This window comes from Aeromonas sp. 5HA1, from assembly GCF_029237245.1.
Lineage (GTDB): Bacteria > Pseudomonadota > Gammaproteobacteria > Enterobacterales > Aeromonadaceae > Aeromonas > Aeromonas salmonicida.
In genome coordinates this window covers 54,861-74,795 of sequence record NZ_JAACFW010000009.1, presented here as the reverse complement: position 1 = coordinate 74,795, position 19,935 = coordinate 54,861, and the positions used below count along the sequence as shown (strand labels likewise).

General features: G+C 59.6%; 17 protein-coding genes. 7 read left to right on the top strand and 10 right to left on the bottom strand.

Annotated features, from left to right (window positions below; all coding sequences use genetic code 11):
• The first annotated feature begins 77 nt into the window (after window positions 1-77).
• Genes uhpA through GWQ27_RS10200 form a run of 3 tightly spaced genes read left to right on the top strand, consistent with a single transcriptional unit; the run spans window position 78 to window position 3,547 of the window.
• On the top strand, window positions 78-668 hold the full coding sequence (gene uhpA / locus GWQ27_RS10210; RefSeq protein ID WP_021139640.1) for a transcriptional regulator UhpA: 591 nt from the start codon (window positions 78-80) through the stop codon (window positions 666-668).
• Window positions 665-2,185 (top strand): signal transduction histidine-protein kinase/phosphatase UhpB, encoded by a 1,521-nt coding sequence (gene uhpB, locus GWQ27_RS10205; protein ID WP_096118236.1) that lies wholly within the window; start codon window positions 665-667, stop codon window positions 2,183-2,185. The genes uhpA and uhpB overlap by 4 nt, the downstream gene beginning before the upstream one ends.
• A gap of 27 nt (window positions 2,186-2,212) precedes the next feature.
• Window positions 2,213-3,547, top strand: coding sequence for an MFS transporter (locus GWQ27_RS10200; RefSeq protein ID WP_111587586.1), 1,335 nt, complete (start codon window positions 2,213-2,215; stop codon window positions 3,545-3,547).
• A gap of 10 nt (window positions 3,548-3,557) precedes the next feature.
• Here the strand turns inward: GWQ27_RS10200 and GWQ27_RS10195 are convergent, their stop codons facing one another.
• Window positions 3,558-4,691 carry a GGDEF domain-containing protein gene (locus GWQ27_RS10195; RefSeq protein WP_275907278.1) on the bottom strand — a complete coding sequence of 378 codons (1,134 nt, stop codon included), beginning with the start codon at window positions 4,689-4,691 and terminating at the stop codon, window positions 3,558-3,560.
• Window positions 4,692-5,190: 499 nt separating this feature from the next.
• Here GWQ27_RS10195 and GWQ27_RS10190 point away from each other — a divergent pair, with 499 nt between their 5' ends.
• The 3 genes from GWQ27_RS10190 to GWQ27_RS10180 all read left to right on the top strand — a co-directional run bounded on the left by GWQ27_RS10190 (window position 5,191) and on the right by GWQ27_RS10180 (window position 7,765).
• Window positions 5,191-5,982 (top strand): transporter substrate-binding domain-containing protein, encoded by a 792-nt coding sequence (locus GWQ27_RS10190; RefSeq protein WP_275907277.1) that lies wholly within the window; start codon window positions 5,191-5,193, stop codon window positions 5,980-5,982.
• A 90-nt stretch (window positions 5,983-6,072) separates the two neighbouring features.
• Window positions 6,073-7,032, top strand: a complete 960-nt coding sequence (locus tag GWQ27_RS10185; RefSeq protein ID WP_275907276.1) for an amino acid ABC transporter permease — start codon at window positions 6,073-6,075, stop codon at window positions 7,030-7,032.
• Entirely contained in the window at window positions 7,016-7,765 is a 750-nt protein-coding gene (locus GWQ27_RS10180) for an amino acid ABC transporter ATP-binding protein (protein ID WP_275907275.1), read from the top strand. The genes GWQ27_RS10185 and GWQ27_RS10180 overlap by 17 nt, the downstream gene beginning before the upstream one ends.
• Before the next feature lie 76 nt (window positions 7,766-7,841).
• Here GWQ27_RS10180 and GWQ27_RS10175 read toward each other — a convergent pair whose 3' ends face one another.
• Entirely contained in the window at window positions 7,842-8,303 is a 462-nt protein-coding gene (locus GWQ27_RS10175) for a DUF2059 domain-containing protein (protein WP_275907274.1), read from the bottom strand.
• Window positions 8,304-8,446: 143 nt separating this feature from the next.
• Here GWQ27_RS10175 and GWQ27_RS10170 point away from each other — a divergent pair, with 143 nt between their 5' ends.
• Window positions 8,447-9,286, top strand: a complete 840-nt coding sequence (locus GWQ27_RS10170; RefSeq protein WP_265462281.1) for a sterol desaturase family protein — start codon at window positions 8,447-8,449, stop codon at window positions 9,284-9,286.
• Window positions 9,287-9,358: 72 nt separating this feature from the next.
• Here GWQ27_RS10170 and GWQ27_RS10165 read toward each other — a convergent pair whose 3' ends face one another.
• The 8 genes from GWQ27_RS10165 to GWQ27_RS10130 all read right to left on the bottom strand — a co-directional run bounded on the left by GWQ27_RS10165 (window position 9,359) and on the right by GWQ27_RS10130 (window position 19,812).
• Window positions 9,359-10,759, bottom strand: coding sequence for a basic amino acid/polyamine antiporter (locus GWQ27_RS10165; RefSeq protein WP_265462269.1), 1,401 nt, complete (start codon window positions 10,757-10,759; stop codon window positions 9,359-9,361).
• 9 nt (window positions 10,760-10,768) lie between these two features.
• Window positions 10,769-11,671: a homocysteine S-methyltransferase family protein gene (locus GWQ27_RS10160; RefSeq protein ID WP_059168689.1), complete on the bottom strand. Its 903-nt coding sequence runs from the start codon at window positions 11,669-11,671 to the stop codon at window positions 10,769-10,771.
• Window positions 11,672-11,972: 301 nt separating this feature from the next.
• Window positions 11,973-12,512, bottom strand: a complete 540-nt coding sequence (locus GWQ27_RS10155; protein ID WP_005320140.1) for a hypothetical protein — start codon at window positions 12,510-12,512, stop codon at window positions 11,973-11,975.
• 18 nt (window positions 12,513-12,530) lie between these two features.
• Window positions 12,531-13,850 (bottom strand): hemolysin family protein, encoded by a 1,320-nt coding sequence (locus tag GWQ27_RS10150; RefSeq protein ID WP_021139220.1) that lies wholly within the window; start codon window positions 13,848-13,850, stop codon window positions 12,531-12,533.
• Between the two features lie 189 nt (window positions 13,851-14,039).
• Window positions 14,040-14,750, bottom strand: coding sequence for a phosphate signaling complex protein PhoU (phoU, locus tag GWQ27_RS10145; RefSeq protein ID WP_111587581.1), 711 nt, complete (start codon window positions 14,748-14,750; stop codon window positions 14,040-14,042).
• 101 nt (window positions 14,751-14,851) lie between these two features.
• Window positions 14,852-15,670: a phosphate ABC transporter ATP-binding protein PstB gene (gene pstB / locus GWQ27_RS10140; protein WP_159166747.1), complete on the bottom strand. Its 819-nt coding sequence runs from the start codon at window positions 15,668-15,670 to the stop codon at window positions 14,852-14,854.
• 237 nt (window positions 15,671-15,907) lie between these two features.
• Window positions 15,908-17,557 (bottom strand): phosphate ABC transporter permease PstA, encoded by a 1,650-nt coding sequence (gene pstA / locus GWQ27_RS10135; protein WP_265463230.1) that lies wholly within the window; start codon window positions 17,555-17,557, stop codon window positions 15,908-15,910.
• 17 nt (window positions 17,558-17,574) lie between these two features.
• On the bottom strand, window positions 17,575-19,812 hold the full coding sequence (locus tag GWQ27_RS10130) for an ABC transporter permease subunit (RefSeq protein WP_021139223.1): 2,238 nt from the start codon (window positions 19,810-19,812) through the stop codon (window positions 17,575-17,577).
• Window positions 19,813-19,935 lie beyond the last annotated feature (123 nt).

Sequence of the window (19,935 nt, the reverse complement as noted above, 5' to 3'; positions counted from 1 at the left end):
CCCCTTGAGCCCGGGCAAAGCGGCAGGTATCTTGTTGGCCGCGCCAGCACCCTGGCCGCAGATTTCAGGCTGACATCATGATAAAGATTGCCCTCATCGACGATCACCAGATCGTCCGCTCCGGCTTTGCCCAACTGCTCAATCTCGAGCCAGACCTCAAGGTGGTGGCCGAATTCGGCTGCGCCGCCGACGCCCTGGCCGGTTTGCCGGGCAGCGGCGTGCAGCTGTGCGTGTGCGATATCTCAATGCCGGATCAATCCGGGCTGGACCTGCTCAAGCGACTGCCTTCCGGCCTTGCCGTGGTGATGTTGTCGGTGCACGACAGCCCGGCGCTGATCGAGCAGGCGTTGCAGGCTGGCGCCAAGGGCTTTCTCTCCAAGCGTTGCAGCCCGGACGAGCTGATCGCCGCTGTGCGCACCGCCGCCCACGGTGGCTGTTATCTAACCCCGGACATAGCCCACAAGCTGGCCTGCAACAGTCAGGATCCCCTCACCAACCGGGAGCGGGAAGTTGCGCAGCTGCTGGCGCGGGGGCTGGAAGTGAAGGCAATCGCCGAGCAGCTGGGACTCTCCCCCAAAACGGTCCACGTGCACCGCGCCAACCTGATGGACAAACTGAAAGTCAGCAACAACGTGGAGCTGGCTCACCGCATGCTGGACAGCTGGTGATCTCCCGGTTTGCCAGCTATGTCGCCATCTCGCTGGCGGCCTGCTTCATCTTTGCCGCCGGCTGGTTTTGCCTGTGGAGCATCAGCCTGCATCTGGCGGGGTCCCCCATACTGGCGGTGCTGCTGTTCCCGTTTGGTCTGCGCCTGGGTCTCCTGCTGCAAAGTCCGATCGCCTACTGGCCGCCGCTGCTGCTCAGTGAATCCCTGCTGCTCTACTGGCTCGACAGCGAAGTCGGCCTGCCATCCTGGCCACTTGTTCAGGCGGGCAGCCTGCTCACCCTGCTGCCACTGCTCATCGCCCGCCGCCAGCAGGTGCGCAATGACTGGCAACAACTGCTGGTATTGCTCGCCACCGTGACGGTGGCGGCGCTGCTGCAATCCCTGCTCTGGCATCTGGCCGGGGAAGATGGCCTCACCGCCCTGCTGCTCACCCTGACCGGCGGCCTGACCCTCACCTCCACCTGCATGCTGATCTGGCACTACCTCACCCGTGCTACCTGGGTGCCGCTGGGACCCGCTCTGGTGGATCAACCGGTGGACTGGCGTTTTCGCCATCTGGTCTGGTATCTGCTGCTGTTTGTATTGAGCCTCTGGTTGCAGCTCGGCCTGCCGGACTCGCTGGTGCGCTTCACCCCGTTTTGTCTAGCCATTCCCATCATGGCCATGGCCTGGCGCTACGGCTGGCAGGGGGCCCTGCTCGCCACCCTGATGAACACGGTCGCCCTGATGGCAGGGCAGGCCTGGCACGAACACCCGCTGGATCTGCTGCTCTCCCTGCTGGCCCAGAGCCTGACCGGCCTGCTGCTGGGGGCCGGCATCCAGCGCCAGCGTGAGCTCAATCAGGCACTGACCCGCCAGCTCGCCCACAACCGTCAACTCACAGAGCGGTTGCTGGAAACCGAGGAGAGCATCCGCAAGGAAGTGGCCCGCGAGCTGCACGATGACATAGGCCAGACCATCACCGCCATTCGCACCCAGGCCGGCATAGTACGGCGTCTCGCGCCGGACAATGCCGGGGTCGGCCAGAGCAGCGCCCTCATAGAGACGCTCTCCTTGGGTATTTATGATGCGGTGCGCGGCCTGCTCGGCCGTCTGCGCCCCCGCCAGCTAGACGACATGAGTCTGGAGCAGGCGGTGCGCGGCCTGCTGAGAGAACTGGAGCTGGAACGCCACGGCATCGTCACCCGGCTCGAGTGGCAGCTGACGGACGAGGGGCTCTCCGACGCCCAGCGGGTCACCCTGTTCCGGGTCTGTCAGGAGGGGCTCAACAATGTGGTAAAGCATGCCAACGCCAGCTCGGTCACCATTCGCGCCCATCGCCAGGCCGAGCGTTTGCTGCTGTTGCTGGAAGACGACGGCTGCGGCTTGCCGGAGCACAGATCTCCCCAGGGTTATGGCCTGCTCGGTATTCGCGAGCGGGTGCAGGCACTGGGTGGCAGCCTGCAGCTCTCCTGCATCCACGGCACCCAGCTGACCGTACACCTGCCCAATCGCAAACGGGAAGATCCCCGTGACTGACGCGCCATCCCGGGAGAAGACCGTCTTATGTTGAGCTTTATGAGGAGCGCACCGCCACAGCCGCTCATCCGTGATCAGGCCGAGATCGATGCCAGCTACCGTCACTGGCGACTGCATATTCTGCTGACCATGTACCTGGGCTACGCTGTCTTCTATTTCACCCGCAAGAGCTTCAACTTCGCCATGCCGGACATGCTGGCGGACGGCATGCTGGACAAGTCCGACATCGGCATCTTGTGGACTCTGTTCTACATCACCTACGGCTGCTCCAAGTTCTTCTCCGGCATCATCAGCGACCGAGCCAACCCCCGCTACTTCATGGGGCTGGGGCTGATGGCCACCGGTGTCATCAACATACTGTTCGGCCTGTCGTCATCCCTGTGGCTGTTTGCGGCACTCTGGGTCGCCAACGCCTTCTTTCAGGGCTGGGGCTGGCCCCCCTGCTCCAAGCTGCTTACCAGCTGGTATTCCCGCAGCGAGCGGGGCGTCTGGTGGTCGGCCTGGAACACGGCCCACAACGTGGGTGGGGCGCTCATTCCCCTTATCGTCAGCACCATAGCTCTGCAGCACGGCTGGCGCTACGGCATGATAGTGCCTGGCGTCATCGCCATTCTGGCCGGGCTGTTCTTGTGCTGGCGACTGCGAGATACCCCGAGCGCCATGGGGCTGCCCACGGTCGGGGAGTGGCGCCAGGATGCCATGGAGCTGGCCCAGCAGACTCAGGATGCCGGCCTCTCCCATCGACAGATCTTGCGCAAATACGTGCTTGGCAATCCCTACATCTGGCTGCTTGCCTGCTGCTACGTGCTGGTCTATGTGGTGCGCACCGCCATCAACGACTGGGGCAATCTCTACATGACGGAGCAGCGCGGCTTCAATCTGATGAGCGCCAACTCGGCTATCTCGATGTTCGAGGTTGGGGGCTTTATCGGTGCCCTGGTGGCGGGCTGGGGATCGGACAAGCTGTTCAACGGCAATCGCGGGCCGATGAACCTCATCTTCGCGGTGGGGATACTGCTGGCGGTGGGGTCGCTGTGGCTGATGCCCTTCTTCAGCTATGTGATGCAGGCAGCCTGTTTCTTTACCATAGGTTTCTTCGTGTTCGGCCCCCAGATGCTGATCGGCATGGCGGCGGCCGAGTGCTCCCATAAAAACTCGGCGGGGGCCGCCACCGGCTTCGTCGGCCTGTTTGCCTACATGGGGGCGGCGCTGTCGGGTTATCCGCTGGCCAAGGTGATGGAGATCTGGCACTGGAACGGCTTCTTCGTGGTGATCTCGGTTGCGGCAGGGGTCTCGGCCCTGTTGCTGCTCCCCTTCCTCAAGGCCCAGGCACCACGCCCTCTCGCCGCAGAAGCAGTATGAGCCAGTCCCTTCAGGCCAGTCGGCAGATGCGGTTCTTGCCCTCTCGCTTGGCCTGATAAAGGGCGCCATCGGCCTGGCTGAACAGGGTATCGAAATGCCAGTCGTGCTGGCAGCGCGCCAGCCCCATGCTGACCGTGATGCGGATCCCGCTCAGATCCAGCGCCGCCAGATCCTGCAATATCCGTTCGCAGCGTGCCTGCTGGGCTTGTTCATCTTCTCTGGGCAGCAGCAAGACAAACTCTTCCCCGCCAAAACGGCTGGCCACCAGCTCAGGCTGAGCACCGAGATAGGCGCCGACCGCCTCCAGCACCCTGTCCCCTATCTCGTGGCCATGGCGATCATTGACCTGCTTGAAGTCATCCAGATCCAGTACGGCCAGCGCGCCGAACTCGCCAATCCGCCGCGAGCCCATCTGCTCCATGAAACCGCGCCGGTTCAACAGACCTGTCAGGGAGTCATGGCTGGCCTGCTGACGCAGGGCCAGAGCCCGGTACTGGGTGCAGAGCAGCAGCACCCCGAAGGTGGAGAGGTAACTGCCCATCAACATGGAGAGAAAGGGCAGCACATTGACCCCGCTCTGATCCATCAGCACCCTGGCATCCCCTTCCAGCAGGAAGCCCATCCGCATCAGGTTGAAGCCATAGAGCAGGATATTGACCACGGTGAACACCAGCACAGCCGGCAGGTAGGCGGGATAGCCGTGTCGCCAGATGAGAAAGACGATCACGGCCCCCAAAACCATGTAGCTCAGACAGGCCAGCAATACCCGGGGCGCCATATGGTCGTTGAACAAGATGCTCCAGCTCAGGATCAGCACATAGACCAGCATGAACAGCGCGCTGGCCCCCCAGCTGAGCGGCTTGCCGAAGAAGCGCTGCAGTGCCAGCGGCATCAGGGCAATACAGACGGTGATCAGCAGATTGGCCAGCCAGATCCCCGCCAGATTGGGCATGAAGGCCTGCAGGGAGAAGAGACTCTGGGCCGCCAGGGCGCACAGGCTCGACCACCACCAGAATCCTAGTCCGGGGATCTCCCTGTGGGTCAACCATATGATGGAGAGGGTGATAAAACCGAGGCTGTAGCCACCCAGGGCCATGACCATGAGGGTGAATACATCCAGCTTGAGCAGTATTGAGGCGTCCATACCCGTGCCACTAAACGAAGGTAACTGAGTATATTTGAAGCGCAAAACAAGACCCAGTGGTGTCTGACTAAATCCTCAATAAAAGTTCACGTATTGCATAAAAATCCGCCAAATATGCTCCATTAGAATCCCATCAGTGCCGCAGTTGAGAAAGTGAGTAACGTTTGGCACTGCCGATGACGAGGCCGGATGTAACAAAGTGTCCCGCCGGCATTTTGGACTTGAACCCGCTCCATTAGATAGATATGTTGTTTTCGTGTGATTTTATGAGTGCAGTCACGGGGGAAAAGCGCCACTAACCTGTTGAGTCATCTGGCACAATCGGAATTTGGTACATTTTTCACTCAGCACACAGAAAATGGAATCTCATATGGGGCTTTTGCCTCAACCAAGACAATAATCCTGTCTTGCCTGTTGCCGGATGCAGCAGTCTCTTGTGCCACGGAGTCGCACGGGATCAGGTTCAAGGCCGAACACACCACCGACAGAGACGTCACTTATGATCAAAAAACTCATTCTCTCTACCTTGCTGCTGTGCGGGCTCGCCAACGCCGCCGCCCCTGCCTCCACCCTGGATGCCGTGCTCGATCGCGGCGTGCTGAGAGTCGGTTTCGACGCCGGCTATCAACCCTTTGAAATGACCAACAAGCAGGGCCAGTACATCGGCTTTGACGTGGATCTCGCCAAGATGGTCGCCAAGGAGATGGGCGTCAAGGTGGAGTTCGTCAACACCGCCTGGGATGGCATCATACCTGCGCTGCTGACCGACAAGTTCGACGTCATCATGGGCGGCATGACAGTCACCCCCCAGCGCAACCTGAGGGTCAACTTTGCCGATCCCTACATAGTCGTGGGCCAGACCATAGTGCTGCGCAAGGACAAGGCCGGCGAGATCAAATCCTTCAGCGATTTGAACGATCCCAAGTACAAAATCGCGGTCAAGCTCGGCACCACAGGCGAGCAGGCGGTCAAACGTCTGATCCCCAAAGCGACCCTGCTGCAGTTTGAAACCCAGGATGACGCCAAGCTGGAAGTGATCAACGGCAAGGTCGATGCCTTCGTCTATGACCTGCCCTACAACGCCATCTTCGCTTCCCAGAATACCGGTGCCGTTATGCACCTGGACAAGCCGTTCACCTTCGAACCCCTGGCCTGGGCCATCCGCAAGGGCGATCAGGACACCCTCAACTGGTTCAACAACTACCTGCGCCAGATCAAGGGCGATGGCAGCTACGACCGCCTCTACAAGAAGTGGTTCGAATCCAACGCCTGGCTGAACCAGCTCAAGTAACCTCGCAAGGGGCGGCCTGCCGCCCCTTCACGCAGATCCCCACACAATAACTACAAAGAGGTTGCGACAGTGCACAACCCAACAAGACAGATGGAAAAACAACCCAACCAGTTGCTCTGGCACGGCGTCTTCCTGCTGATGCTGCTAGCTGCCGTATTCGGCATCTATAAAGCGGTTCAGTCCGTGGATTACACCTGGCGCTGGGAGCGGATCCCCCAATACATCGCCTATCAGGCGGAGCAGAACAACCTGGCCGAATTTGACGGCACAGTGATCGCCGGCACCACCAGCGCCGAGCAGGGCAAACTGTTCCTGCAAAATGATCTCGACCCCAATCAGCGACAGGCCATCGCCAGCACAGGAGTGAAGGTCACCGAAGGGGACACCATTTTCCGGGGCGATACCCTGGATACCGAACTCACCTGGACCGCGGGCCCCATCGCCTGGGGTGTCTGGGTCACGGTCAAGCTCTCCCTGGTGGCAGGAGTGTTTGCCATCCTGCTCGGCACCCTGGCAGGGCTGGCCCGCCTCTCCCCCAATCCGGCCCTGCGCAATCTGGCGGTCACCTACGTGGAGCTCATTCGCGGCACGCCACTGCTGGTGCAGATCTTCATCGTCTATTTCTTTATCGGCACTGTGCTGAACCTGGACCGTTTCACCGCCGGGGTGGCGGCACTGGCCGTCTTTACCGGCGCCTATGTGGCCGAAATCGTGCGCGCCGGCATCAGCTCAATCCACAAGGGACAGATGGAAGCGGGCCGCAGCCTGGGGCTCACCTCGGCCCAGACCATGCGCTACGTCATTCTGCCGCAAGCCTTCAAGCGGGTGCTGCCGCCGCTGGCAGGCCAGTTCATCAACCTCATCAAGGACTCCTCCCTGGTGTCTGTCATCTCCATCACGGATCTCACCAAGGCGGGGCGTGAGGTGGTCAGCTCCACCTTCAGCCCGTTCGAGGTGTGGTTCACCGTGGCCCTGCTCTATCTGGTGCTAACCGGCACCCTCTCTTTTCTGGTGCGTCGTCTGGAGGTGATATATGCACGCAGCAACTAAGCCTGATCCCATCATAAAAGCCAGCGGAGTGGAGAAGATCTACGCCGGTGGTGTGCACGCCCTGAAGAACGTCAGCACGGAAGTCACCGAAGGGGAAGTGGTGGTGATCGTCGGGCCGAGCGGCTCGGGAAAATCCACGTTTCTGCGAACCCTCAACCAGCTGGAAACCATCAACGACGGCAACATAGTGGTCGATGGCATCTGCCTGACCGAGCCCGGTGACGTCAACAAGCTGCGAGAAGAGGTGGGCATGGTGTTCCAGTCCTTCAACCTCTTCCCCCACCTGAACGTACTGGACAACATCTGCCTCGCCCCTCAGAAGGTGCGCGGGCTGTCGCGCAATGACGCGCGGGACAGGGCCAAGGCCCTGCTGCTGAAAGTGGGATTGTCGAACAAGGCCGAGAGCTATCCGTCCCAGCTCTCCGGCGGCCAGCAACAGCGGGTGGCCATCGCCCGGGCGCTTGCCATGCAGCCGCGCATCATGCTGTTCGACGAACCCACCAGTGCGCTGGACCCCGAGATGGTGGGCGAGGTACTGGACGTCATGAAGGGGCTGGCTCGCGAGGGCATGACAATGGTGGTGGTGACCCACGAGATGGGCTTCGCCCGCGAGGTGGCGGACAGGGTACTGTTTATGGAAAACGGCGAGCTGCTGGTGGATGAAAAGCCCACCGACTTCTTTGACAATCCTCCCTCCCCGCGCCTGCGCCAGTTCTTGAGTCAGGTGCTCTGACGCTGACAGCCGTAGAAAGCAGAAGAGGGAGCCCATGGCTCCCTCTTCACGCTGACACAGGCTCAACCTGTCACATCTATTTTACCGCCTGGCGTTTTGCTTCGTCCAGCATGGTTTGCAGTGCCGGCATATTGCGCTCGGCCATGGATTTACCCACCAGCGAGCTCTCCTGAAAGATAGCCGGCATGGTATCCAGGGATTTCTTCCCGACCGGACTCTGATAAAAGGCGATCAGCTCCTTGAGCTCGGCGTCGGTGAAATGCTTGCGATAGATGGCGGCCACCTCGGCACTCATGGCCGGCCAGGAGAGATAGCGGCCAAACCAGGCCTCCAGTACATCGCGATGCTTGGCCAATTCCTGCGCATGTTCGCCTGCCCCCCGAATGATCAGCGGGATCAACTGTGCCTGCAGCTGGGCCTGCAACTGCTCCGCTTGCTGTTCACTGTTGATCAGGTTGACCAGATCCTGAGCAGGATCGGCCCACACACAGCCACTCCACAGCAGGGCAATGACTACCCCTCTTTTCACCAACTGCATAACCACCTCTTAAACCATATAAAAACAACAGGTTACATTGAATTGAAATTCAGGCCAGTCACCAGATGGCGGTGCAATATGTTAATGAAATTTTAAATTCATTCGGTATGCTGGAACACAACTGGTCAAACCGGATGCTCGACATGGATGTGCAACTGCTGCTGCTTTATCTCTCCCCCGTCTTTTTGGCATTTGTCGGCTGGGAGATGCTTTACCTGCGCAAGCACGGGGCGGCCTTTCCCACCGCCACCTACCAGTGGCGAGACCTGTTCGCCAACGCCACCCTGGCTCTGATGCATCAGGGGGGTGACGCACTGACGGCCATCGCCATCGCCTACCTGTATGACGCCCTGTGGGGCTGGCGCCTGTTCGACATAGAACTCAATCTCTGGAGCATCTTGCTGCTGTTCCTGCTGCAGGATTGCTGTTATTGGCTGTTCCACTTTGCCAGCCACCATGTGCGCTGGCTGTGGGCCTCTCACGTGGTGCATCACAGCTCGGAGCGACTCAACCTCTCCACCGCCTTTCGCCAGAGCCTGATGTACCCCGTCTCGGGCATGTGGCTGTTCTGGATCCCCATGATCCTCATCGGCTTCCCGCCCCAGGCCGTGGTGGCGACCGTGCTGCTCAGCCTGGGTTTCCAGTTCTTTGTTCACACCCAAGTGGTGGGCAAGCTGGGCTGGCTTGAGTGGGTCTTCAATACCCCCTCCCACCACAGGGTGCACCACGCCAGCAACGCCAAATACATAGACCGCAACTTCGCCGGCGTGCTCATCATCTGGGATCGGCTGTTTGGCACCTTTGTGGAAGAGGATCCCGCCGAGCCATGCCGCTTTGGCATCACCAAACCGGTTCGCAGCTTCAATCCGCTCACCCTCACCTTCCACGAGTGGCGCGACATGCTGCGCGAGGCCCGTGATCTCCCCTGGTCAGAGAAGCTCAAGGTGCTGTTTGGCAAACCGGCCGGCCCCGGCAGCGCCTGAGCCAGGGAACAAAGCAAAAAAAGAGAGCGCCACCAGGGCGCTTTCTCATTTTACAAGGATCATTTATCCCCTTCATGGAGAGGCAAATGACCAGAGTGCGGGAATGAGGCTCACCAGGGTTATCCCGGCCAGCAGTCGCTCGCGACCACTGAGCCGCTGATGGTCACCAAGCTGTCGGCGACTGTAGAGAAACAGCAGCAGGCCCGGCCCGTACAGCAGCAAGGAGAGCAGCAGGTATTCCACACCGGCTGCATAGAGCAGCCAGAGGCCGTAACCACTCGACACCAGCGCCACAGTCCGCATCAGGCCATTGCCCTCACCACTCAAGGAAAGCTTGAGCAGGAACAGGCCGACCAGCAGATAGGGCACCAGTATCATGGAGGTGGAGATGAGCAGCAGGTTGGTATACCCCTTGCCGAGCAGCCACACCAGCAGCAGGCAGCCCTGCACCGTCAGGCTGGTGAGCCACAGCGACGCTATGGGGGTGCCGTTGCGATTCTGGCGCCGGAAGATGGCCGGGAAGGCGCCGTGGCGGGCAGCGCTGTAGGGCACCTCGGCCGAGAACAGGGTCCAGCTCACGTAAGAAGCGAGCACAGAGACGATGAGGCCGACACTGATCAGCACCTTGCCCCAGGAGCCTGTCATCTGGGCCATCAGCCCCGCCATGGAGGGATTGGGCATGGCCGCGAGCTCGGGGCGACTCAATATCCCCAGCGCCAGTACCGAGATGAGCACATAAAGCAGCAACGCCAGCACTACCCCGAGCACTGTGGCCGTGCCCACGTCCCGCTTGTTCCTCGCCCGGGCCGACAAGACGGCGGCCCCTTCGATGCCGGTAAAGACCCAGAGGGTGATCAGCATGGTGTTGCGCACCTGCTCGGAGACCGGCACAGCAAGCGTGCTGCCCCCCTGATCCGCCCCGAAGGTCACAGGGTCGAACCAGTAGCAAGCGAACAGGATGAACAGCAGCAACGGCAGGCTCTTGGCCAGGGTCGCCACCAGATTGAACAGGGCGGCCTGCTGCACGCCACGGGCCACCAGCAGATGCACCGCCCAGAGGATGCAGGACTCGCCGATAAAGGCCGCCAGGGTATTGCCATCGCCAAACCAGATGTGTTCAGGGGTATCGACGAAGCTGCCAAGGGCGGCGAACGCGATCACCAGGTAACCCACCACACCTATGGTGGCGCACAGCCAGTAGCCCCAGGCGGAGAAAAAACCCACCAGATCGCCAAAGCCTGCGCGGGCATAGCTGTAAATGCCGCCATCGAGATCCGGTCTTAGCCGCGACAGGTAGAGAAAACTCGCGGCGAGTGCCACTATGCCCACCCCGGTCACGCCCCAGCCGATCAGCACGGCGCGGGCACCGGCCACCTCGGCCATGTTTTGGGGCAAGCTGAAGATGCCCGCCCCCACCATGGAGCTGAATACCAGCGCAGTGAGGGACCAGAGGCCTATTTTGCTCTCTTTCATGTGTTCTCCTTAGCGCAGCCGGCTGGCCAGTGCCTGAATATGCTCGGGTCCTATGCCGCAGCAGCCGCCAATGAGAGAGGCCCCCACGGCACGCCAACGCTCGGCCCAGCCGAGGTAATCCAGCGGCCCAAGATCGGCGCGGATCTCGTCCAGCCCGTCGTTGGCGGTCGCCTCCTTGGGCTGGGGCGGAAACGCATTGGCATAGGCGCCGAGGCGAATATCCCCTCGACCCAGCGCCTGCAAGCTGTCGCCGGCCACCGTCAGCGCGGCCTCGATCACCTCGGGCTGACAGCAGTTGAACAGGATGGCGTCCACCCCGACCGCGGCCAGTGCGGTGACTGCATCCGCCACCCGCTCACCGGAACGAAGCGCAGGCTCGCAGCCCGGCGCTTCATCTTCCAGGGTGAAGGAAACCCAGAACGGCTTGCCATCCTGTGGCAACAGCGCCTTGAGGGCCAGCGGCTCGGCAATCAGGCTCATGGTTTCGGCCAGCCAGATGTCCACATGGGGCGTCAGCGCCCGAATGAGCGGTGTGGCCAGCTCGCCCACTCTGTCCGCCTCGAACAGGTCGGCGCGGTAGGAGCCAAACAGCGGCGGCAAGGATCCTGCGACCTGCACCGAGCCCGATTGCTCATTGGCAACCTCACGGGCCAGCTGGCCAGCCAGCGCCGCCAGCGCTTCCCCCTCGGCGGCGAATCGCTCGGCACCGATATGAAACGGCACCAGGGCATAACTGTTGGTGGTGATGACACGGGCACCGCTCGCCACATAGGCCTGATGCACTTCGCGCACCGTCTGTGGCGCCTCCATCAGCGCCAGCGCCGACCATTCAGGTTGGCGAAATGGCGCCCCTCGCCGTGCCAGCTCGCGTCCCATGCCACCATCCAGTACCCACAATGCCTGTGTTTCCATCTGTCGTGTCTCTTTGTTGTTCTGTGTTTGTCTGCTTTGTCGATTTGCAGATTTTTTGAGCTGCCATGCACTCTTTAGCGTTGCTCTGCGGCTGTGCGTCGCCGGGCCTCATCGTGGTGAGGCATCCCTATCAATACCAGCCATAAAAGCATATAGATGTTTAGATGGCTAAAATAAGATAAAGCAAAGCAGTGCAGCCAGCAATCGGTATCAACAGAAATCAGAACGCAAAGATGAGGAAAGGTAGAAATGAGTGAGGCCACCCAAGGGTGGCCTCACTGCTGTCTGGTTAGCTGGCGGTTTAACGCCCTGCCAGCACTCGCTTGATCTGCTTGGTCCAGTCAGAGACCCGCCCCTGCTGGGGCAATCCCTGCCAGATCTGCGCCCACTGGGCCGGGCTCAGAGGGCGACCGAGACGACGCTGCACACCGGCATAGAGATAGTCGTGGGCCGTGGTGGCAGCCTGGGTCGAGGTGAGAAACTTGGAGACAGGATCGGTCAACCGCACATCCCGCATGCCGAGCAGCGGATAGTCGCTGTGCACCGCCGCCAGCATGGTTTCACGCATGGCAGATTCGATGTAACCACGGGCAAACAGGGCGGTTACCGACTCCAGGGATCCCTGATCCGGGCCGTGATACTCTTCATCAAAGACTGGACTTGGCTCCACTACGGCGCTTTGTACCACGGCATCGGGATCGGATTGCGGCACCACTTCTGCCTTGGCGGCAACCGGTTTGGCAACGACAACCGCCTTGCGGGGGGCGCTCTGACTGCAAGCGCCCAGCGCCAGGGCAAGCGCCACACAGGCCAGCGCACGGGAATGAGACTGCATCTTCATGACTCCTTGGTAGCTACTTTACGATTCCTGAGCGGACTTGTCGGTCACTATGGGTTCAACCCGAGTGACCAGCAGCTGGTCGATCTTGTAGCTGTCGATATCCACGACTTCAAATTTGTAGCCCGCGTATTTGACCGAGTCGGTACGCTTGGGGATCTTGCGCAGCATGAACATGATGAAACCGGCGATGGTCTCGTAGTTCTGGCTATCCGGAAACGCCTCTATGTCGAAGGCACGCATCACGTCAGAGATGGGGGTCACGCCATCCACCAGCCAGGAATTTTCATCCCGCTGCACAATCTGCTCTTCCACTACGTGGGTGGCCCACTCACCCATGACGGTACTCATCAGATCGTTCATGGTGACTATCCCCACAACCAGGGCGTACTCGTTCATCACAACGGCGAAGTCACCCCTGTGGTTCTTGAAGTACTCCATCGCCTCGTAGAGGTTGAGGGTATCGGGAATGATGATGACGTTCTGCACCAAGGAGCCGCTGTTGAGATCTATGCTCTGGCCGCTGATGACGCGGATCAGCAACTCTTTGGCATCGACGAAGCCCTTGATGCTGTCGAGGTTGTGGTCACAGACCAGGAACTTGTTGTGGGGGTGCTCGGCGATCTTGGCCTTGATGCTCTCTTCACCCTCTTGCAGGGTGAAGTAAATCAGGCTCTCCCGCGCAGTCATGGCGGAGGTCACGCCGAGGGACTGCAACTCGAACACGTTCTCGATGAGCTGATGCTCTTCGCGCTGAATAACGCCCGCCTCGGCGCCGGCATCCATCACCGCATAGATATCGTCGGAGGTGATCTCGTCGTTGCGTATCATGGAGACCCGCAGCAGACGGAACAACGCATTCGCCATGCCATTGAAGAACCACACCAGCGGCATCAGCAGGGTCACGCACAGCAGCATGGGGCGAACCACCACAACGGCGATCCGCTCCGGCATGGTCATGGCCAGGCGCTTGGGCATCAGGTCTGCTATCAGGATGAACATGCCGGTGACGAACACGAAGGAGGCGGCAGAACTTATCTGGCCAAGCCAGGGGCCCTGATAGAAGCTGGAGATGAACTCCTTGATGGCCGGATTCAGGGCAGACTCGCCCAGGATACCGCCCAGGATAGCGACAGTGTTGAGGCCAATTTGCACCACGGTAAAGAAATTACCCGGCTGGGCCTGCAGCGCCAACACCTTGGCGGCATGGCGGTTCCCCTCATCGGCCATCACCTGCAATTTGATCTTGCGGGAGGCGGCGAGGGAGATCTCGGAAAGGGAGAAGAACACACTGCCGGCAACCAGCAGCATCAGAAGAAATATACTATCGGCAAAACTCATGATTAACCTATTGCTACACCCGCCTTAGCACAAGACGGCAAACTGGGCCTGGGAGACCAGACCGTGAGTCCATCCGAGACTCACACAGGGGGCATATTCTAGCAGAAAACCGCCATCCGGGTGGCGATATCTTGCTCTGACATGCAGTGCAACAAAAAAGGCGCGAAACGCGCCTTTTTATTCATTTCATCAGCTCTTGCCAAGCAGATCGCTCAGCTCGTCAACCTTGGTGTGGCGAACGTCCTTGCCCTTGACGTAGTAAACGATGTACTCGCAGATGTGCTGGCAGCGATCGCCGACCCGCTCGATGGCACGCGCCGCCCACAGTACGTTGAGTACCTGGGGGATGGTGCGCGGATCTTCCATCATATAGGTCATCAGCTCACGGATGATGGACTCGTACTCCCGATCTACCTTGTCATCTTCCTTGTAGACGGCGATGGCCGCCTCCAGATCCATGCGGGCAAACGCATCGAGCACGTCGTGCAGCATCTTGATGGTGCGGCGCCCCATGTTCTCGAGGGACACCAGCGGCGGCTGTGGCTTGTTGGCGTTGTCGGTCAGCATGCGGGCTATCTTGTCCGCCACGTCGCCGATGCGTTCCAGATCCGTGATGGTCTTGATGATGGCCATCACCAGACGCAAGTCGGACGCTGTGGGCTGGCGTTTGGCGATGATGCGGGTGCACTCTTCGTCGATGGCCACTTCCATGGCGTTGACCTTGTGGTCATTGGCCACTATCTTGCGCGCCGCGTCCAGATCCTGATCGTGGATGGCGGCGATGGCGTCGGTAAGCTGTTGCTCCACCAGACCGCCCATCACCAGCACCTGATTGCGCACATTCTCAAGCTCGGCATTGAACTGACCGGAGATGTGTTTATTGAGGTTCATATTGTCCATACAAATAATCCTTGATGCTCCGATTATGCCTTAGCCGTTGAACTGGCCGGTAATCTGTTTCTTGCTGTTCATATCAATCACCTTATTGCACCAATCTTGCCTTAGCCGTAGCGACCAGTGATGTAATCTTCGGTCTTTTTCTTGGCCGGTGTGGTGAAGATGGTGTTGGTGTCCGCGTATTCGATGAGCTCGCCCATGTACATGAACGCCGTCTGATCCGACACTCGCGCAGCCTGCTGCATGTTGTGGGTCACGATCACCACTGTGAACTGGCTCTTGAGCTCGTTGATCAGCTCCTCGATGGTAAGCGTCGAAATCGGGTCGAGGGCCGAGGTGGGTTCATCCAGCAACAAGACTTCCGGCTCGATGGCGATGGCCCGGGCAATCACCAGACGCTGCTGCTGGCCACCGGAGAGACCGAATGCATTGTCATGCAGTCGATCCTTCACCTCTTCCCACAGGGCAGCGCCGCGCAGTGAACGCTCGGCCGCCTCGTCCAGGGTGCGTCTGTCGTTGATGCCCTGCAGGCGCAGACCATAGACCACATTCTCGTAGATGGATTTGGGGAAGGGGTTCGGACGCTGGAACACCATGCCGACCTGACGACGCAGGGCGGAGACATCCACCCCCTTGTCATAAATGTTGTGGCCGTGCAGCTGGATTTCACCCTCGATGCGGCAGATCTCCACCAGGTCATTCATCCGGTTGATGCAGCGCAGCAGGGTCGACTTGCCGCAGCCGGACGGGCCTATGAAGGCCGTCACCTGCCCTTTCGGGATCTTCATGTTGACGTTGAACAGCGCCTGCTTGTTGCCGTAGTAGAGGTTGAGATCCTTCACCTCCAGCGCTGTCTGCTCCGGGGTCAGGTTGAGCAGGTCCAGCGCTGTGTGCTGAATGGATGTGGTCGTTACGTTGATCATCTGTTACCTCAAAATCAGTCTGGAGTGGCCGGACTCTTGCCAGCGACCGCCATGATTGCTGCTGACAGATGGCGGCACTCTCTGAACCGCGCATCTGTTTTCTCGATCTTGTCTCAAGGACGCCGGATTAATGCTCCAGCGACCGGAATTTCTCACGCAAGTGGTTGCGAATGCCTGTGATGTCGGTCAGGTTCATGCTGTTCATCCATTGTCTCAACATCCCTCTGGACTGCCGCATCAATGTTCCAAAGAGCGGAATTTTTCACGCAAGTGGTTACGAATGCCGATGGCCGTCAGGTTCAAGCCAACGATCACCGTCACCAGCAGGAAGGAGGTGGCATACACCAGCGGCCGCGCTGCTTCGACGTTCGGACTCTGGAATCCCACGTCGTAAATGTGGAAGCCCAGGTGCATGAACTTGCGCTCCACGTGCAGGTACGGGAAGTTGCCATCCATCGGCAGGGTCGGCGCCAGTTTCACCACCCCCACCAGCATCAGCGGAGCCACTTCACCGGCGGCCCGGGCTATCGCCAGGATAAGGCCGGTCATGATGGCCGGGCTCGCCATGGGCAGCACGATACGCCACAGGGTTTCGGCCTGGGTGGCCCCCAGCGCCAGTGAACCCTGACGGATGGTGCTGGGAATACGGGACAGTCCCTCTTCGGTGGAGACGATCACCACAGGCAGGGTCAGGATGGCCAGGGTCAGTGCCGACCAGATGACACCGGGTGAGCCAAAGGTCGGGCTTGGCAGCGCCTCCGGGTAGAACAGCTGATCCAGCGAGCCACCCAGGGTATAGACAAAGAAGCCCAGACCAAACACGCCATAGACGATGGAGGGCACACCCGCCAGGTTGATCACAGCGATGCGGATAAGCTTGGTCAGGCTATTCTTGCCCGCATACTCGTGCAGGTAGACCGCCGCCACCACGCCGAGGGGCGTGACGATGATCGCCATCAGGATCACCATGAAGACGGTGCCGAAGATGGCCGGGAACACACCGCCTTCCGTGTTGGCTTCGCGAGGCTCACCCGTGACGAACTTGCCTATCTGATGGAACCAGTGGCCCACCTTGGCAGGCAATCCCATGGCGTTGGGCCAGGTCACATCCAGTACCTTGGACATGGGCATGGTCACCAGCTCGCCACGCATGTCCTTGACTGTGATGGCATCACGATCCGCTTGGGCACGCAGGGAAAAGAGTTCCTTTTCCAATATTTGATAGCGGTCGTTGAGTGCCTTGCGCTCTTCGACCAGCTCGGCTTTAAGCTGATCGGTCAGCTCATCATTGAGCTCGGCCTTGCGCTCTTTGAGACGCAACTTCTCCAACTGGTAGTTGATTGATCCTATGGCACCTTTTTGCAGCTTGCTGGCCTGCTCGGAAAGACCGTTGCTGCGAGCCAGCATCCTCTTGAGTACCTTGTGCAGATCCTGCTCATGGACCACGCCATCTTCCTTGGCCTGCACCACATAACCATAGAAGTTACCATTGGTGGTACGTTCGATCACCGCCATCTCGGCAGGCAGTGACTGGGACTTGATGTCAGTCTCCAGCACCCAGCGGAAATCGAGGTCGACGAACTCACGGTTGCCGGTCTTGACCAGATAGCGGGTCAACACCTCGCGATCTTCACCTTCCAGCGGAATACCCGCAGCCCGCAGCCGCTCCACCGGCACCAGTTCGCTGTCATTGATTTCACCGATCAAGACGCTCTTGTTGCCGCTGACATCTTGGATCTGCCACTCATAGATGGGGTGAGGCCAGAAATAGATCAGACCACGCCAGCCGATGAGCAGCAACAGACCCAGTACCGCCACCAGACTCAGGCTGACTGCACCGCCTGTCATCCAGATCCAGGGGGCCCCTGACTTAAACCACTTACCCATTGTCGATTCCTTGCCCGTTACATGGAGCTATATTTTTCACGCAACCGCTGACGCACGAACTCGGCCAGGGTGTTGAAGAAAAAGGTGAACACAAACAGTACGAAGGCCGCGAGGAACAGTACCCGGTAGTGGGAGCTGCCCACTTCCGATTCCGGCATCTCCACCGCAATATTGGCGGCCAGGGTTCGCAGTCCCTGGAACATGGAGAAGTCCATGATGGGGGTATTGCCGGTCGCCATCAGCACTATCATGGTCTCGCCCACGGCGCGGCCAAGACCCATCATCACTGCCGAGAAGATGCCCGGGCTGGCGGTGAGGATCACCACACGGCTCAGTGTCTGCCACGTAGTGGCACCCAGTGCCAGCGATCCTTGAGTCAGATGCTTGGGCACGGAGAAGACAGCGTCTTCGGCGATGGAGAAGATGGTGGGAATGACCGCAAAGCCCATGGCGATGCCAACCACCAGGGAGTTGCGCTGGTCAAACTTGATCCCCATTTCATGGGTCAGCCAGCTACGGGTATCCCCGCCAAAGAAGGCATTTTCCACCACAGGACTCAGGGTCAATGACAACCAGCCGACCAACAACACCACGGGGATCAGCAAGACAGCCTGGCTCCCTTCCGGCACGCACTGCTTGAGCTTGCCCGGCAGCAGATGCCAGGCCAGGGCGGCCAGCAACATCCCCATCGGCAGCATCACCAGCATCATGAAGATCCCAGGCAGGTAATCCTCGACAATGGGTGCCAGCCACAGACCAGCCAGAAAACCGAGGATAACGGTTGGTAGTGCCTCCATGATTTCTATGGTCGGCTTGACAAACTTGCGCATGCCGGCGGACATGAAATAAGCGGTATAGATGGCGCCGGCGACCCCCAGCGGGACCGCAAACATCATGGCGTAGAATGCCGCCTTCAGCGTGCCGAACGAAATGGGGATCAGGCTCAGCTTGGCTTCGAAATCGTTGCTGGCAGAGGTGGATTGCCACACATACATGGGCTCCGGGTAGCCTTCATACCACACCTCTTGCCACAGGGCAGACCAGGTCACTTCAGGGTGGTCATTCTCGACCGCAAACAGCTTGAAGGTATCGTCCTGCTGCATCAGCAGCACGTTGTGGCGGGGCGAGATGGCCAGCGCCAACAGTGCGCCCCCCTCTATCTTCTCGCTCAGCAGCTTGCTCTCGCCGGTGGCGTGGAAGAAGCTGATGGTGCCATCCTTGCCTGCGCTGACAAAGCCCTTGCGAAAGTGCTCCGGGGTCAGCAGATCCACAGAACCATCACTCTTGAAGTCACGGATCTGGGTGAACTGACGCTTGCCATCCTTGGCCACTTCGAACCACTGGGAGATGACACCGTTGTCGTTGCCCACCAGCAAAGAGGAGGCACCGGCGAGCAGCTCAATCCGGGTCACATTGGCATTGGGGGCGTTGATCTCCAGCACGTTGCGCAGGGCGATATTATTGAGGTTGTGGATGTCGTAGACAGATAGGCGGTTGCCCTCACGCACAAACAGGATGCGCAAGTTGGGGGTCAGCAGCATCTGATCCACATGGCTCGGCAGAGAAGGAATGCTGTAGTTCTGGGCGCTCCACTCCACGTCGCCGGAGATGAAGTTCTCCTCGCCGCTCATCACCGTCATCACGCCGCGACCATCTTCGGTCACGGCGGCGGTGGCCATCTTGTCCTTGGTGGCTTCGAATACCATGAACTGCAGCGCCTTGCCTTGGGGATCGATCACTACCGGCTCTTCGCCGAAGGGATATCTCAGGCTGGGCTCGATGACCCGCACGTCATTGGGATAGGACACCTTGAAATGGGGCTCCATGACCAGAGCCTTGCCATCGGCAAAACCGTAGGCGATGAGCTTCTGACCCGGCGCCGGGCTGGTGACAGTCGTGATGTCACCGGCAACCTGGGCCTGACCAATGGCTTGTCCCACCTTGACCTTGCCATCTCCCTGAAGAGCAAAGAAGTTGACCAGCCCCTTATCGCTGAAGCGATAGCCAATCTCGTTCTGCTCCTCCATCCCGAGCCAGGCAGTCTTGCCCGCAATGGGCAGGGTAAACGATGCGGTCGGCTCCATGGTGGCGCCATTGAAAATAGGTTTCACCACATACAGCAGATAGAAAAAAATGAGCAACAAGGCCACCAGCACCAGGGCACCGCCTGTGGTGACCCCGAACTTGGCCAACTTATCCTTGATCCGGCGTTTTCTACTGCCCGCCATGACCAGGTTGATCGATTCCGATGACATGCAAGACCTCAATGTGAGCTAGGCTTGGCGGCATTATATGGCGGTTGCATGACAGTTTTGTTACATCAAAGCCCCTTGAGCAGAGCTTATTTTCGAAGAAGGAAATGGCGGCACTTTTCGGCA

Bases quoted from the DNA above. Each gene is read 5' to 3' on its own strand.
- GWQ27_RS10150 (WP_021139220.1), bottom strand. From the start codon at position 13,850: ATGAGTTTTGCCGATAGTATATTTCTTCTGATGCTGCTGGTTGCCGGC.
- GWQ27_RS10185 (WP_275907276.1), top strand. From the start codon at position 6,073: ATGGAAAAACAACCCAACCAGTTGCTCTGGCACGGCGTCTTCCTGCTG.
- GWQ27_RS10155 (WP_005320140.1), bottom strand. From the start codon at position 12,512: ATGAAGATGCAGTCTCATTCCCGTGCGCTGGCCTGTGTGGCGCTTGCC.
- GWQ27_RS10170 (WP_265462281.1), top strand. From the start codon at position 8,447: ATGGATGTGCAACTGCTGCTGCTTTATCTCTCCCCCGTCTTTTTGGCA.
- GWQ27_RS10165 (WP_265462269.1), bottom strand. From the start codon at position 10,759: ATGAAAGAGAGCAAAATAGGCCTCTGGTCCCTCACTGCGCTGGTATTC.
- GWQ27_RS10160 (WP_059168689.1), bottom strand. From the start codon at position 11,671: ATGGAAACACAGGCATTGTGGGTACTGGATGGTGGCATGGGACGCGAG.
- GWQ27_RS10195 (WP_275907278.1), bottom strand. From the start codon at position 4,691: ATGGACGCCTCAATACTGCTCAAGCTGGATGTATTCACCCTCATGGTC.
- GWQ27_RS10130 (WP_021139223.1), bottom strand. From the start codon at position 19,812: ATGTCATCGGAATCGATCAACCTGGTCATGGCGGGCAGTAGAAAACGC.
- uhpA (WP_021139640.1), top strand. From the start codon at position 78: ATGATAAAGATTGCCCTCATCGACGATCACCAGATCGTCCGCTCCGGC.
- GWQ27_RS10175 (WP_275907274.1), bottom strand. From the start codon at position 8,303: ATGCAGTTGGTGAAAAGAGGGGTAGTCATTGCCCTGCTGTGGAGTGGC.
- pstB (WP_159166747.1), bottom strand. From the start codon at position 15,670: ATGATCAACGTAACGACCACATCCATTCAGCACACAGCGCTGGACCTG.
- GWQ27_RS10180 (WP_275907275.1), top strand. From the start codon at position 7,016: ATGCACGCAGCAACTAAGCCTGATCCCATCATAAAAGCCAGCGGAGTG.
- GWQ27_RS10200 (WP_111587586.1), top strand. From the start codon at position 2,213: ATGTTGAGCTTTATGAGGAGCGCACCGCCACAGCCGCTCATCCGTGAT.
- phoU (WP_111587581.1), bottom strand. From the start codon at position 14,750: ATGGACAATATGAACCTCAATAAACACATCTCCGGTCAGTTCAATGCC.
- GWQ27_RS10190 (WP_275907277.1), top strand. From the start codon at position 5,191: ATGATCAAAAAACTCATTCTCTCTACCTTGCTGCTGTGCGGGCTCGCC.
- pstA (WP_265463230.1), bottom strand. From the start codon at position 17,557: ATGGGTAAGTGGTTTAAGTCAGGGGCCCCCTGGATCTGGATGACAGGC.